Source organism: Luteimonas panaciterrae (assembly GCF_020511115.1).
In the GTDB taxonomy this organism is placed as follows: Bacteria; Pseudomonadota; Gammaproteobacteria; order Xanthomonadales; family Xanthomonadaceae; genus Luteimonas; species Luteimonas panaciterrae.
Window position 1 is genome coordinate 62,853 of record NZ_JAJAVH010000008.1, and the last position, 14,755, is coordinate 77,607.

Consider the following 14,755-nt stretch of genomic DNA (forward strand, 5'->3'; position numbering starts at 1 on the left):
CCGTACTTGGCGAGCACGCCTATTGCAGCACGGGCTTGCTCTTGCGCCCCAGCCACCAGGCGATGCCCAAGCCTCCCAGCAACCAGCCGATCACCTGCTCGGCCAGCGCGCCGAGCGTGAAATCGAGCGGGAACAGATACCAGTTCCAGTACGGCACGTTGACGATCAGCCAGCCGAACAACCCCAGTGCCGCCGTCGCCACGACGCGGCGACCGAAGCTCCAGGGCGTGGATGCCAACAGCCACGCCGCGACCAGCGCAGCGAGCAGCACCGAAACGAATTGCTTGATCAGGTTCGGCCCCATGCTCTCGATCGACGGATTGCCGTCGGGCCGGTAGATCACCAGGGCATAGGGCTTTCCTTTGCTCTGTTCGGCGAAAGTCTTCATCGCCGCCTCATCGCCGTACTTTTCGAATTCCATGCTCGGGTACATGTAGACGCCTTCTGACGTCGCCGACTGCTGCAATGCGCTGAGCACAGCGTCCTGCTGAGCGGGATACCTGAAACCCGCTTCCCCGATCGGCAACGCCATGTGCGCGACGGCGCCCCAGATGAAAACGATGATCCCGCCGATGATGCCTGCCACCAAGATACGCATGACCGTACTCCCCTTGCGTCAGTGAAAGCGTGGGGAGCTTGCGCCTATCCCGGCGGGCTCACAACTGCCGCCGGACGGACGGCTCAGGCGTGCGATTGCTCGCTGTCCAGATGATCCATATAGGCGACCGGCAAACGTTCGCCGGCGGCGGCGTTCCTGGGGACGGTACTCTCGATAACCCGCAGAGCCTCTTCGTCTAACGTGAAGTCCAGGGCACCGAGTGCTTCGGCCAGACGGTCGCGGCGGCGCGCGCCGACCAGGGGCACGATGTCCTCGCCCTGCGCAGCGACCCACGCGATCGCGATCTGTGCGACGCTGACGCCACGTGCCTGCGCGATCGTGCGCAAAGCTTCGACCAGCCCGAAATTGTGTTCGAGATTGCCGGCCTGGAAACGCGGCAAAGCACTGCGTAAATCACCCTGCCCCGCATTGCCTTGCTGCCAGTGTCCGCTGATCAGGCCGCGCGAGAGCACGCCGTAGGCGGTGACGCCGATGCCGAGTTCGCGGCACGCCGGCAGGATGCCGTCCTCGATGCCGCGCGAGATCAGCGAATACTCGATCTGCAGATCGCTGATCGGATGCACGGCGGCGGCACGGCGGATCGTTTCGGCACCGACTTCCGACAAGCCGATGTGGCGCACGTAACCGGCACGCACCAGATCGGCGATGGCGCCAATGGTGTCCTCGATCGGCACGCTGGGATCCAGGCGCGCCGGCCGATAGATGTCGATGTACTCCACGCCCAGGCGCTGCAAGGTGTAGGCGAGGAAATTCTTCACCGCGGCGGGACGCGCGTCGTAACCGGACCAGCCACCGGCCGGATCACGCATCGCGCCGAACTTCACGCTCAGCAGCACCTCGTCGCGATTGCGCCCTTTCAGCGCTTCGCCGATCAGCAGTTCGTTGTGGCCCATGCCGTAGAAATCGCCGGTGTCGAGCAGGTTGATGCCGGCATCGAGCGCGGCGTGAATCGTGGCGATGCTTTCGGCTCGGTCGGCCGGGCCGTACATGCCAGACATGCCCATGCAGCCAAGGCCGAGCGCGGAAACGCGCGGACCAGTGGTCCCGAGTGGACGGAGGTGAATGGCGGGGGTGGTCATGGCGAACTCCGAAGTAGGGAAACGGGCCGAATCGGCACGGGACTAGCCTAGGGGCAGGGCCATCGTGCGAGAATCCGGGCAACATCGAACAGTCCGTACGGATTTTCGAACAATGTCCGCCCCGCAACTTGCTGATCTGGACGCCTTCGCCGCAGTCGCCCGAGCGCGCAGTTTCCGTGGCGCTGCCTATGTCCGAGGCGTTTCTGCCTCATCCCTGAGCGATGCCGTTCGCCGGCTCGAAGCACGTCTGGGCGTGCGGCTGCTCAATCGCAGCACGCGCAGCGTCACCCCGACCGAAGCCGGCACACGTCTGCTCGAACGTCTAGGTCCCGCACTCGCCGACGTCGCCTCCGCGCTCGATGTCGTGCACGCCACCGACGATTCGCCCGCCGGCATGCTGCGCCTCAACGTGCCGTCGATTGCCGCGCAACAGATCCTGCCGCCGTTGTTGTCGCGCTTCCTGCAGGCGTATCCGCGCATCCGCGCGGAAGTGGTCGCCGAAGACACTTTCATCGACGTGCTCGCCGCAGGCTTCGACGCTGGCATCCGCTACGAAGAACGCCTGCAAGGCGATATGATCGCGGTGCCAATCGGGCCGCGTACCCAGCGCTTTGTCGTTGCCGGCGCACCGGCATGGTTCGCAGCGCACGGCCGCCCGCAGCATCCGCGCGATCTCGATCCTGCACATTGCATCGGATATCGTTTCGCCAGCGGCCTGACCCCTTCCTGGGAGCTCGAACGCGACGGACAGATCATCCGCGTTCCACCCGCCGGTCGCGTCATCACCTCGACCTTCGAGATCGGATTGCATGCGGCCATCGACGGCCTCGGCCTCATCGCCAGCTTCGAGGACTTCCTGCGTCCCGCGCTCGAAGCGGGCCAGCTTGAAGCCGTGCTCGCCGACTGGTGCCCGCCGTTTTCCGGGCCATCGCTCTATTACCCCAGCCGACGACAGATGCCGGCACCCTTACGGGCATTCGTCGATTTCATTCGCGCGCAATCGGAATAAGCAATCGGAATAAGACGGTCTGCTACTGTTACCGCATGACAACCGACGCTCCAGCACCCCAAACCGATGGCCTCGAACCGCTGTCCGCCATCGAAGCCCGCATCCTCGGCTGCCTGATCGAAAAGGAAGCCACCACGCCGGAGAACTATCCGCTCACGGCCAACAGCGTGCAGCTTGCCTGCAATCAGAAGAACAATCGCGACCCGGTGATGGAATTGGAACCGGGCACGGTGGCCCATGCCCTGCGCGAGATGGAAGGCAAGCGCCTGATCCGCTCCGAGCACGGCGCGCGGGCCGAACGTTACGAACACCGCTTTGCCCAGGCCTATTCCGTGACGACACAGCAGCAGGCCCTGCTCAGCGTGATGCTGTTGCGCGGCCCGCAGACGATCAGCGAACTGTTCACACGCTGCGAGCGTCTCGCCAAATTCCAGAACCAGGACGAGGTGCGCGACATCCTGGAACGATTGATCCAGCGCACGCCGGCATTCGCAGTCAATCTCGGACGTGCGGCCGGGCAGCGCGAGGATCGCTACATGCATCTGCTTTGCGGGCCGGTCTCGGCCGAGGACTACGCAACCGCCGTGAAGTCCGCGCCACCTCGCGAGCGCACGGGCCTGGAGGCACGCATCGATGCGCTCGAAAGCACCGTTGCGTCGCTTCAGTCGCAACTGGATGAATTGCGCAGCCGGCTTGGCTGACGATACCCGGCGCTGTTTCCACGGCCTGCCTCAAACGCTCCCGCGAGAGCAGCACGCCTGCTAGTGCTTCGCACCCACCAGGGTGTCCCAACTCGCCATCGCGCAATCGACCACGGCAAGCAGCCGCTTGCGCGGCGCACCATCGCGCACCTGTAGCGACAGTCCGTTGAGTACGGTGGCGTAGTACGCCGCGATCGCCGCGACATCGGCTCCTTTCGGCACATCGCCGTCGGCGATGCCGCGCTTGAGGCGATCGCGGATCTGTTTCTGCGTCCTTTCGCGGCGATCGACCAGATCGTCGAAGATTTCGCCATTCTCGGCCGTCCGGTGCGGCGCCCCGAGCACGACCAGGCAACCGCGGCCCGGCTGATGCGAAGTGAAGTTCTTGGCGGCGTTGTGCAGCATCGCCTCGATCGCGGCGCGCGCGGTCGCGAGCTCGCTCAGGGCACGCGCGGTGGTGGAGCCTTCCGTCGAGACATAGAGTTCCAGCGCTTCCCGGAACAGCGCCTCCTTGCAGCCGAACGCCGCATACAGGCTCGGCGGGTTGATCCCCATCGCCTCGGTCAGCTCGCCGAGCGAGGCTCCGTCGTAGCCGCGCTGCCGGAACACGTCCATCGCCTGGCGCAGGGCCAGGTCGCGATCGAATTGGCGGGGGCGGCCGCGTCCGGCCATCGGGATTACCTCATTTATTTAACAATCGATACATAAGGCCGTTGACGGCCGGAGTCAAGCACGCTCTAATTGTGTATCGATCAATACATAAATATCCCCATGAGCACATTGAAAGGCAAGACGGCACTGATCACCGGCGCTTCGCGCGGCATCGGCGCGGCGATCGCATTGCGGCTGGCACAGGACGGCGCGGACGTCGCGATCACCTACACGAGTTCGGAAGACAAGGCGGCGGCCGTCGTCGCCGAGATCGAGGCGCTCGGCCGGCGCGCCCGCGCCTACCGGATCGACAGCGGCGATGCGACGGCGCTACGCGAGGGCATCGACCGGATCGCGGCGGAATTCAGCCGCCTCGACATCCTGGTCAACAACGCCGGCGTCCTGATCGCCGGGCAGGTCGCCGATTTCGCGCTGGAGGATTTCGATCGCACGATGGCGGTCAACCTGCGCGCCGTCTTCGTCGCCACGCAAGCGGCCGCGCGTCACATGGGCGATGGTGGCCGCATCGTCAACATCGGCAGCTGCCTCGCCCAGCGCACCGGCCGGCCGGGCATCGCCGTGTACGCGGCGAGCAAATCCGCGTTGACCGGCCTGACCCAAGGCTTCGCGCGCGATCTCGGCGCGAACGGCATCACCGTGAACCTGGTGCATCCGGGACCGACCGACACCGACATGAATCCCGCCGACGGCGCGCGCGCCGATCTCCTGCGCGGCCAGATGGCGATCCCGCGCTACGGCGAGGGCGTCAACATCGCCAGTCTGGTCGCCTGGATCGCCAGCGAGGAAGGCCGTTACGCGAACGGTGCCTCGTTCGCGGTCGATGGAGGCATCAATGCCTGACGCATCACCACCATCTGTCGTACCGGGTGTGCAAACGCATACGCGCGTCGACAAGCTGCTCGTGCTCGGCGCGGTCTGTCTTGCCGGTCTCGGCATGCCGCTCGCCTTCACGGGGCCGCCGGTCGCGCTGGCCGCGATCGCACGCGATCTCGGCGGCGATCCGGCCATGCTGGCCTGGATCGTCAACGGCTTCATGCTCGCGTTCGGCGGCGTGGTGATGGCCGCCGGCACGTTGGCCGATCTGTACGGACGCAAGCGCCTGTTCACGATCGGTCTGGTGGCATTCGCATCGATCTCCTTCGCGCTCGGTTTCGCGCCGAACGTGCTCTGGCTCGACCTCCTGCGTGCCGCGCAAGGCATCGCGGCGGCGTTGACGCTCTCGGCCGGCGCGGCCTCGCTCGCGCAGGAATTCGAAGGCCATGCGCGCACGCGCGCCTACAGCCTGCTCGGCACCACGTTCGGACTCGGCTTGGCGTTCGGGCCGTTGCTGTCGGCATCGCTCGTCGCGCATTTCGGCTGGCGTGCCGTGTTTTTCAGCGGCGGGCTGATCGCGCTGCTCGCACTGGTGTTCGGCGTACCGCGCATGCGCGAGTCACGCGATCCCGATGCACGCGGGCTCGATTGGCCGGGCACGATCACGTTCACCATCGCGCTCGCCTCGCTGACCTTCGCCGTGGTCGAAGCGCCGCAATACGGCTGGGGCAGCGGTGTCGTGCTCGGCCTGCTGACGACGGCCATCGTCGCGCTGATTGCGTTCATCGCGGTGGAACGCCGCGTGCGCCGGCCGATGCTCGATCTTTCGCTGTTCCGCTATCCCCGCTTCATCGGCGTGCAGGCGCTGCCGCTGGCGACCGCGTTCTGCTACGTCGTGCTGCTGATCCAGCTGCCGATCCGCTTCGTCGGTATTGAAGGCCGCGGTGAAGTCGCGGCCGGCTTGATGATGATTCCATTGTCGGCGCCGATGCTGGTCATACCTTTCGTCGGCGCGTTGCTCACGCGCTGGATGTCCGCTGCGACGTTGTCCGGCATCGGTTTGCTGATCGCCGCGATCGGCCTGGTCTGGCTGAGCCGCGTCGCGCCCGGCGCGTCGGCATGGACGCTGGCTTGGCCGCTGGTCGTGATCGGCATCGGCAGCGGTTTGCCCTGGGGATTGATGGACAGCCTGTCGGTCAGCGTGGTGCCGAAGGAGCGCGCGGGGATGGCGACGGGCATCTTCACCACCACGCGCGTCGCCGGCGAGGCGATCATCCTGGCGGCGGCCGGCGCGGTGCTGCTCACGCTCGTGCATGCGCAACTGGCGCATCGGTTCGTGGCGACGACGCAGGCCGATGCGGCGCGCTATCTTGCCGCCGGCGATCTCGCGCGCGCCTCACGATCGCTGCCCGGCGCCGGACACGATGTTCTGGTACAGGCGCACGCAGCGGCGTTCTCCCATCTGCTGCTCGCGTTGGCCGGATTGACGCTGCTGTCGGGTGTGACGGCATTCGTGCTGTTGCGTCCTCGCTTCTCGAAAGAACCGGCCATCGAGCGCGCACTGGCCTGCAATTCCTGAAGGTCCCTCGGGTTCGATCGCAAAAAAGAAGCCGTGTCTCAGCGATACGGTCCCGGCCCGCGCCAGAGCATTTCGCCCAACTTGTACACACGCTGCATGTCGATGACGTCGCGTGCGTCACCGATGGTCTTCAATTCCGGTGCATCCGGCTCGACCATGCGACACTCGCCGGAGTCGCGCCGCAGCACGAGCTCCAACGGGCAGACCATCAGCCGCCGCGTGCCCGGCAAGGGAAGAAACACTTCGGTCATGCCCTGGTCACGCCATGTACGCAGGCGGTTTTCGCGGACGAGGTCGTAATACACCTGGTAGCCGTCCACCTCCATGCTGGCTCCGGAGGAAGCAGCCCCTTGGCCGTGAGCGCTGGCGGCGCCACGGGCCGGCCCCAGGTTCGCGCGTGCGACGTCCTGCGGAAGCATGCCCGGCGGCTGTCCCCACACATGGGGCGGTTGCGGGGTCGTTTCGTCCGGGGCGACGGGCGCCTCCTGCTCTTTCGGCGGCTCGGGCGTGTCGGCCGGCACGGGATCTTCGGACTGCATGACCAGCGTCGTCCGGATACGGCTGGCTTTGGGAGTGGTCTTGACGTGCTTGCGCGGCGGAGCCGTGCGGGCAGCCGGCGGATGCACGGGCGGCGGGGGCCGCAGCGACTCGTCGATGAACGTCACCTCCAGGCTGCCGCCGGCATCGCCGCCTTGCGTTGTCACGGTGATCGGAGGCATCCACATCACCAGCAACACCAACAACAGATGCAGCAGCGCCGTCACGAACACGGCGACCCGGGAACGCAAGCGCTCGCTCCGGTCCTGAGCACCGGAGCCCGTTCGGCGCGACGCCTGGCTCATGTCGCCGGAAGTGCTTCGGAGTCGCGGGATGGCATGCGGGTTCTACGGAGGACGACGTGGGGTGCGCCATCGTAACGCGCCGGCCTGCGGTCGCCCGATTCGGGAGCGGCCCAAGCAAAGTTGGGTTAAGCCACCCCGTTTTCGCTCACCAGATCGAGAAAGCTATCCATCGATATCGAGATAGCCCACGTGACGGCTGAAATTCAACTCGAGATCGCTCCGCTGGCCGGATCCGAGCGCCATCAGTTTCGGCACGCGCTTCGACGTGCCAGGCCAGGTGAGTGAGTCGAGGAAGGTGCTGTGGGCATCGTTGATCAGTGCCGCGGGAGGCTCATTGCTGCGGGCATTGATGAGACGCTTGGCTTCCGCCAAGGCCTGCTTGTCGAATGAGGCGATCCGGCGCGCGTACGCATCCACGAAGTTTTCAAACTCGGCATCCGGGATGGCCCGATTGATCCAGCCGTATCTCTCCGCGGTCACCGCGTCGAAATCTTCCGCGCCCAGAATGATTTCGAGCGTGCGACTGCGACCGACCAGACGCGGCAGCCGTTCCAGCGCGCCACCACCCGGGATCGCACCGGCACCTACTTCGAAGTGGGCCAGGATCGCTTTCTCCAGGCTGCCGAACCGGATGTCGCAGGCCAGGGCGAATTCGCTTCCGACACCGCGTGCGCGCCCTCTGATCGCCGCCACGGTGACCACCGGAAGTTTCGCGAAGCGATCCACGAAATCGACCCACGGAAACAATCCGTTCGGCAGCGGCGTCAGGATGGTCTCCATTTCGGTCCCGGTGTCGAAATGGGCGATGAAGAACTCCAGGTTCGTGCTATCGAAGACAACCACGCGCAAATACTGATCGGTCTCCAAGAGTTCCAGGAGCTGCACCAGCTCTTGCACCGTACGCGCATCGAGCATGTTGATTGGCGGGTTGTCGAAAGAAACGCGCCAATAGGCCGCACTATGGCGGATGATCTTCAGCTGCTGGAAAGTGGTGGTCATGGACGGGACAAGCTCGCAAGTTGGCTTGAAGTAACGCCGCATACTCAGCCCGAGGCTTTCCCGCTCCAGGGCATGTTTCTACGATCCACGATGGCATCGCGAAGGATCTTGTCGCAATCCTTTCACCACGAAGCCGAAGGCATTCTTGCATAACCATGACGGGATCGGCGTCGAACAAACCGTTGCGCTCTTTCATGTTTTCGATGTCATGCGATTCTTGCGAATCCGTTTTCAAAACTCACGGCGAGATAACGAATGGTGGGATGTCATGGATTGCTGGCGTTCCAGGTCGCTGCACCAACCCTGACTGGGAAGCCATGACAAAAAAACCGACGCGCGAGCGTCGGTCCTTTGAACTGATGATTGGCGAGGAGATCGAAATCTCTGCACGGAGGATTTTCGATCGCCCGCGCTACACCCCGACCGGATTCGGCTTCTCGCCGTCGATCTTGTACTGCTTGATCGCCCGCGCCACATCCTTGGCCGTCATCTTGCCTTCCGCCGCCAGTGCTGCGATCGCAGCATGGGCGATGTAATTGCGGTCGACCTCGAAGTGACGGCGCAGGTTGGCACGCGTGTCGCTGCGGCCGAAGCCGTCGGTGCCAAGCACGGTGTAGCGTTGCGGGACGAAGGCGCGGATCTGATCAGCGTAGGCGCGCACGTAGTCGGTGGCGGCGATCACCGGGCCCTGGCGTGGTTCCAGCAGTTCGGTGACGTAGGCCTTGCGCGGCGTCTTGGCTTCCGGATTCAGGCGGTTCCAGCGTTCGGCGTCGAAACCGTCGCGACGCAGTTCGGTGAAGCTCGGGCAGGACCAGATGTCGGCGCTGACGCCGAAATCCTTGTCGAGCAGTTCGGCCGCGGCGATGGCTTCGCGCAGGATGGTGCCGCTGCCGAGCAGTTGCACGCGCAGTTCGCCCTTCTTCGGCTTGCCGGCGTCCTTCAGCAGATACATGCCCTTGATGACGCCCTCGGCCGCGCCTTCCGGCAGGTCCGGGTGCGGGTAGTTCTCGTTCATCAGGGTGAGGTAGTAGTACTCGTCCTGCTGTTCGTCGAGCATGCGGTGCATGCCGTGCTGCAGGATCACCGCGACCTCGCCGGCGAAGGTGGGATCGTAGGCGCGGCAGTTCGGGATCGCGCCCGCGAGCAGGTGCGAATGACCGTCCTCGTGCTGCAGGCCTTCACCGTTGAGCGTGGTGCGGCCGGCGGTGCCACCGAGCAGGAAGCCGCGCGCGCGCATGTCGGCCGCCTGCCAGGCGCTGTCGCCGATACGCTGGAAGCCGAACATCGAGTAGTAGATGTAGAACGGCAGCAGCGGCAGGTCGTTGGTGCTGTAGCTGGTGGCCGCCGCCATCCACGAGGAGAACGCGCCCGCTTCGGAGATGCCTTCTTCCAGCACCTGTCCGGCGGCGTCCTCGCGGTAGAACATCAGCTGGTCGGCGTCGACCGGCTTGTACTTCTGCCCTTGCGGCGCGTAGATGCCGAGCTGGCGGAACAGACCTTCCATGCCGAAGGTGCGCGCCTCGTCGGCGACGATCGGCACCACGCGCGGGCCGATCTGCTTGTCGCGCAGGATGATCGCCAGGCTCTGCACGAACGCCATCGTGGTACTGATCTCGCGATCGCCGGTGCTCTTGAGCAGGCGTTCGAAGGATTCGATCTTCGGCGCGGTGAAGGTCTGCGTGCTCTTGCGGCGACGCTGCGGCAGGAAGCCGCCGAGCGCGCGGCGGCGCTCGAGCAGGTATTCGACTTCCGGCGACTTCTCGCCCGGATGATAGAACGGCACCTGATGATCGCCGAGCTGCGCGTCGGTCACCGGAATGTTGAAGCGGTCGCGGAACGCGCGCACCGCCTCGTCGTCGAGCTTCTTGGTCTGATGCGTGGGATTGAGCGCCTCGCCCGCCGCGCCCATGCCGTAGCCCTTCACCGTCTTGGCGAGGATCACGGTCGGCTGGCCCTTGGTCTCGACCGCGTTCTGGTAGGCGGCGTAGACCTTGTGCGGATCGTGGCCGCCGCGGTTGAGACGCCAGATGTCATCGTCGCTGAGATTGGCGACCATGGCGAGCGTTTCCGGATACTTGCCGAAGAAATGCTCGCGCGTGTACGCGCCGCCGAAGGCCTTGCAGTTCTGGTATTCGCCGTCGACGGTTTCCATCATCAGCTTCTTGAGGATGCCCTGGCTGTCTTTCGCCAGCAGCGGATCCCAGTAGCTGCCCCAGACGGTCTTCACCACGTTCCAGCCGGCGCCGCGGAACTGGCCCTCCAGTTCCTGGATGATCTTGCCGTTGCCGCGCACCGGGCCGTCGAGACGCTGCAGATTGCAGTTGACGACGAAGACGAGATTGTCGAGGCCTTCGCGACCGGCGACCGAGATCGCGCCGAGCGATTCGGGCTCGTCGGTTTCGCCGTCGCCGAGGAAGCACCACACCTTGCGGTCGCTCTTGGGCATCAGGCCGCGCGCTTCCAGGTATTTCCAGTTGCGCGCCTGATAGATCGCGGCGATCGGGCCGAGGCCCATGCTCACGGTCGGCGTCTGCCAGAACTCGGGCATCAGCCAGGGATGCGGATACGAGCTGACACCGCGGCCGTCGACTTCCATGCGGAAATGGTCAAGCTGCGATTCGCTCAGACGGCCTTCGAGGAAGGCGCGGGAATAGATGCCCGGCGAGCTGTGGCCCTGCACGTAAAGCAGATCGCCCGGATGCGAATCGCTCGGTGCGCGCCAGAAATGATTGAAGCCGACGTCGTAAAGCGTCGCGCTGGAAGCGAAGCTGGCGATGTGGCCGCCGAGATCGCCGGGCTTGCGATTGGCGCGTACCACCATCGCCATCGCGTTCCAGCGGATGATCGAACGGATGCGCCACTCCATCGTCGCATCGCCCGGCATCCTCGGTTCCAGGTGCGCGGGGATGGTGTTGATGTACTCGGTGGTGGGCGCGAACGGCAGGTGTGCGCCGGCGCGGCGGGTGAGTTCCACCATGCCTTCCAGCAGCTGATGCGCGCGTTCGGGGCCATCGGCGTCGATGACGGCCTTGATCGATTCGATCCACTCCCGCGACTCGGTCGGGTCGGGATCGTTCTGCAGCATCTGTTCCAGCCAATTCATGGGGGAGGCTCCGCCGCGGCCTGCGGCCGCATTCCAGGGTCGTTATTTAGAGCACCGATTCTAACAGGGGTGGCTGGCCCGCCATACGGGCGTCTGGTTCGACGCTGTGTTCCGTCCCGCGGCGATGTGATCGCGGTTCAGTCCCGCCCGGCCTGAAGCAGCGCGAGATAGACCTCGCCTCTGAGCGCTTCCGGCGTTCCGGAAAAGGCGGCGAGCGATTTGACCAGCCAGCGGAACTTGCGGTCGCGGCGACGATGCAACATGCGCATCGGATCGCTCACGCTGCCTTCCCAGCGATCCTCGAAACCGGCTTCCCGCCAGCAACGCCGCAGCACCACCGGCGCCAGCGGCATGATGTGGCCCTCCTCGCGATAATCCGTGTCTCGGAACCACTGGAACACGCCCTGCTGCAGGAACATGGCCTGCGAGACCGGATTGGCGAGGTTTGGCGTCGAGATCAGCAGATAGCCACCCGGTTCGAGCAGTTGGCGGCATTGCCGGAAGAAGTGGTGCGGGTTTTCCAGATGCTCCACCAGTTCCAGCGCGATTACCGCCGAGAAACGCTGCGTCAGTCGCGCCGCGAAATCCTGGTTCAGATCCAGCTCGACGAAGGGAATTTGCTCGCGCGGCGTGAAACTGTTCGCGAACAGATCGCTCGCCGTCACCCGATAGCCGTGATCGGCCAGACGCAGGCTCATCGCGCCGCCGCCGGCGCCCAGCTCCAGGACCTGCACCGCATCGGATGGCGGCAACGTAGCAGTCAGGCGTTCGAAAGCCAGTTCGTGCAGGCCCGGTGCCGCGAAGATCGGAATGTTCCGGTAGGTCGTGGCGAACTGCCTGTCGTCGAAGCGGTCGCGGAAATTGCGCGCCCGTTCGCTGGCGATCTCATGCGTTTTGTTGGAATCCGGCACGCCCACTCCCGCAGTGGTTTCAGGTCATCTCGTCGCGCATCACGCGTCCGGTGGTCTCGCTGGCCTCGCGCTGCAGCTTTCGGATTTGCGCCTCGACGGCCGCGATCGCGGTCATGTTGACCACACGCCGCACCGTCGAAGCTGGCGTGAGGATGTGTGCCGGACTGGAAATGCCCATCAGGATCGGCCCGATCGCCACGCCATCGGTCATCACCCGCACCATGTTGTAAGTGATGTTGGCGGCATCGAGATTGGGCATCACGAACAGATTGGCGCGGCCGGACAGCGTGGTGTTGGGGAACATACGCTGGCGCAGGGTTTCGTCCCACGCGGTGTCGCCCTGCATTTCGCCGTCCACTTCCAGACGCGGCATGCGCCGATTGAGGATTTCGCGCACGCGCCGCATCTTGGCCGCGCTCGGGTTGTCGTGGCTGCCGAAGTTGGAATGCGACAGCAGCGCCACCTTCGGCTCGATGCCGAACAGTTTCAGGCGATAGCTGGCCTGCAGCGTCGCCTCGGCGATCTGCTCGGCGGTGGGATCGACCTGCACGTGGGTGTCGAGGAAGAACCAGGCGCCGTGCTGATTGATCACACCGGTCATCGCCGAGGTGCTCTGCACGCCGGGATCGAGCGGAATCACGCTGCGCACGTAGCCGAGCTTCTTGTGGAAGCGGCCGACCAGGCCACTGATGAGGGCATCGGCTTCGCCGCGCTGCAGCATCACTGCGGCAATCAGGGTCGGACGCGAGCGCATCAGATTCTTGGCCGCGGCCGGCGTGACACCGCGACGCTCGGTGAGCGCGTGGTAGTACTGCCAGTATTCGTTGAAGCGCGGATCGTCGTTGATGTTGGTCAACTCGAAGTCGACGCCCGCGCGCAGGCGCAGGCCGAGGCGCTGGATGCGCGTCTCGATCACATCGGGACGGCCGATCAGGATCGGATAGGCGAGCTGCTCGTCGACCACCGTCTGCACCGCGCGCAGCACGGTTTCTTCCTCGCCTTCGGCGTAGACCACGCGCTGCTTGTCGGAACGCGCGCGGTCGTAGACCGGCTTCATGATCAGGCCGGTGCGGTAGATGAACTGACCCAGCTTCTCGAGATACGCCGGCATGTCCTCGATCGGGCGCAACGCGATGCCGGAATCCATCGCCGCCTTCGCCACCGCGGGCGCGAGCACGATCAGCAGGCGCGGATCGAACGGGCGCGGAATGATGTAGTCGGGACCGAAGGTCGGCACCTCGCCGCCGTAGGCACTGCCGAGATCGGAGGATTCCATGCGCGCCAGCTTGGCGATGGCGCGCACGCAGGCCAGCTTCATCGCTTCGTTGATCTCGGTGGCGCCGACATCGAGCGCGCCACGGAAGATGTACGGGAAGCACAGCGCGTTGTTGACCTGGTTCGGATAGTCCGAACGGCCGGTGGCGACGATGCAGTCCGGGCGCACCCGCTTCGCCTCCTCCGGCAAGATTTCCGGATAGGGATTGGCGAGCGCGAGGATGATCGGCTTGTCGGCCATCGTCGCGACCATTTCCGGCTTGAGCACGCCGCCCGCCGACAGGCCGAGGAACACGTCGGCGCCAATCATGATCTCCGCCAGCGTGCGCTTGTCGGTATCGCGCGCGTAGCGCTGCTTGTCCGGGTCCATGTGATCGCGACCGGTGTAGAGCACGCCGTCGCGATCCACCGCCAGGATGTTCTCCGGCTTCATGCCCAGCGCGACCAGCATGTCGAGGCAGGCGATGCCGGCGGCGCCGGCACCGGAAGTGGCCAGCTTCACGTCCTCGATCTTCTTGCCGGCGACTTCCAGCGCGTTGAGCACGGCCGCGCCGACGATGATCGCGGTGCCGTGCTGATCGTCGTGGAACACCGGAATGTTCATGCGCTCGCGCAGCTTGCGCTCGACGATGAAGCATTCCGGCGCCTTGATGTCCTCGAGATTGATGCCGCCGAAGGTCGGTTCGAGCGAGGCGATGATGTCGACCAGCTTGTCGGGATCGCGCTCGTCGACCTCGATATCGAACACGTCGATGCCGGCGAACTTCTGGAACAGCACGCCCTTGCCTTCCATCACCGGCTTGCCGGCGAGCGGGCCGATGTCGCCGAGCCCGAGCACCGCGGTGCCGTTGCTGATCACCGCGACCAGGTTGCCGCGCGCGGTCAGCGTGCTGGCCTGGTTGGGATCGGCGGCGATCGCCTCGCAGGCGTAGGCGACGCCCGGCGAATAGGCCAGGGCCAGATCGCGCTGCGTCACCATCGGTTTGGTGGGGGCGACCCTGATCTTGCCGGGCGGACTGAGTCGGTGATAGTCGAGCGCGGCGGTTTTCAGGTCGTGGTCGTCGGACATTCGGAGAAGGCGGCGGGGGACCGCGGAGCGAAGACGGGACCGTAGTCTAAGGCAACGCCTGCCGGGCCAGCATCGTTGCGCGCC

The 14,755-nt window shown here is 65.2% G+C and carries 12 protein-coding genes; 4 read left to right on the top strand and 8 right to left on the bottom strand.

Annotation, left to right across the window (positions count from 1 at the left end; all coding sequences use genetic code 11):
* Positions 1–19: 19 nt before the first annotated feature.
* Together LG367_RS11210 and LG367_RS11215 are read right to left on the bottom strand one after the other, a co-directional pair.
* Positions 20–598, bottom strand: a complete 579-nt coding sequence (locus LG367_RS11210) for a hypothetical protein (protein ID WP_226469340.1) — start codon at positions 596–598, stop codon at positions 20–22.
* Positions 599–681: 83 nt separating this feature from the next.
* The gene (locus LG367_RS11215) at positions 682–1,683 is read right to left on the bottom strand and encodes an aldo/keto reductase (RefSeq protein WP_226469588.1); all 1,002 of its coding nucleotides are present in this window, start codon (positions 1,681–1,683) and stop codon (positions 682–684) included.
* A gap of 151 nt (positions 1,684–1,834) precedes the next feature.
* Between LG367_RS11215 and LG367_RS11220 the strand changes: the two genes are divergently transcribed.
* Both LG367_RS11220 and LG367_RS11225 read left to right on the top strand, forming a co-directional pair.
* The gene (locus LG367_RS11220) at positions 1,835–2,707 is read left to right on the top strand and encodes a LysR family transcriptional regulator (protein ID WP_425490958.1); all 873 of its coding nucleotides are present in this window, start codon (positions 1,835–1,837) and stop codon (positions 2,705–2,707) included.
* A 35-nt stretch (positions 2,708–2,742) separates the two neighbouring features.
* Positions 2,743–3,408: a YceH family protein gene (locus LG367_RS11225; RefSeq protein ID WP_226469342.1), complete on the top strand. Its 666-nt coding sequence runs from the start codon at positions 2,743–2,745 to the stop codon at positions 3,406–3,408.
* 60 nt (positions 3,409–3,468) lie between these two features.
* Here LG367_RS11225 and LG367_RS11230 read toward each other — a convergent pair whose 3' ends face one another.
* Positions 3,469–4,080: a TetR/AcrR family transcriptional regulator gene (locus LG367_RS11230; RefSeq protein WP_226469343.1), complete on the bottom strand. Its 612-nt coding sequence runs from the start codon at positions 4,078–4,080 to the stop codon at positions 3,469–3,471.
* A 99-nt stretch (positions 4,081–4,179) separates the two neighbouring features.
* Here LG367_RS11230 and LG367_RS11235 point away from each other — a divergent pair, with 99 nt between their 5' ends.
* Together LG367_RS11235 and LG367_RS11240 are read left to right on the top strand one after the other, a co-directional pair.
* Positions 4,180–4,920 (top strand): 3-oxoacyl-ACP reductase family protein, encoded by a 741-nt coding sequence (locus tag LG367_RS11235; RefSeq protein ID WP_226469344.1) that lies wholly within the window; start codon positions 4,180–4,182, stop codon positions 4,918–4,920.
* Positions 4,913–6,472: an MFS transporter gene (locus LG367_RS11240; protein ID WP_226469345.1), complete on the top strand. Its 1,560-nt coding sequence runs from the start codon at positions 4,913–4,915 to the stop codon at positions 6,470–6,472. The genes LG367_RS11235 and LG367_RS11240 overlap by 8 nt, the downstream gene beginning before the upstream one ends.
* A gap of 38 nt (positions 6,473–6,510) precedes the next feature.
* On the opposite strand, the gene LG367_RS11245 is transcribed toward LG367_RS11240, so the two are convergent.
* From LG367_RS11245 to LG367_RS11265, 5 genes are all read right to left on the bottom strand, one after another.
* Positions 6,511–7,260 (bottom strand): type II toxin-antitoxin system RelE/ParE family toxin, encoded by a 750-nt coding sequence (locus tag LG367_RS11245; RefSeq protein ID WP_226469346.1) that lies wholly within the window; start codon positions 7,258–7,260, stop codon positions 6,511–6,513.
* Positions 7,261–7,476: 216 nt separating this feature from the next.
* Positions 7,477–8,355, bottom strand: coding sequence for an enoyl-CoA hydratase/isomerase family protein (locus LG367_RS11250; RefSeq protein ID WP_226469347.1), 879 nt, complete (start codon positions 8,353–8,355; stop codon positions 7,477–7,479).
* A 370-nt stretch (positions 8,356–8,725) separates the two neighbouring features.
* Positions 8,726–11,416 carry a pyruvate dehydrogenase (acetyl-transferring), homodimeric type gene (gene aceE / locus LG367_RS11255; RefSeq protein WP_226469348.1) on the bottom strand — a complete coding sequence of 897 codons (2,691 nt, stop codon included), beginning with the start codon at positions 11,414–11,416 and terminating at the stop codon, positions 8,726–8,728.
* Between the two features lie 137 nt (positions 11,417–11,553).
* Complete coding sequence (locus LG367_RS11260; protein ID WP_226469349.1) at positions 11,554–12,327, bottom strand: class I SAM-dependent methyltransferase; 774 nt, start codon at positions 12,325–12,327, stop codon at positions 11,554–11,556.
* A gap of 19 nt (positions 12,328–12,346) precedes the next feature.
* The gene (locus tag LG367_RS11265; protein ID WP_226469350.1) at positions 12,347–14,671 is read right to left on the bottom strand and encodes an NADP-dependent malic enzyme; all 2,325 of its coding nucleotides are present in this window, start codon (positions 14,669–14,671) and stop codon (positions 12,347–12,349) included.
* Between the last annotated feature and the right edge of the window lie 84 nt (positions 14,672–14,755).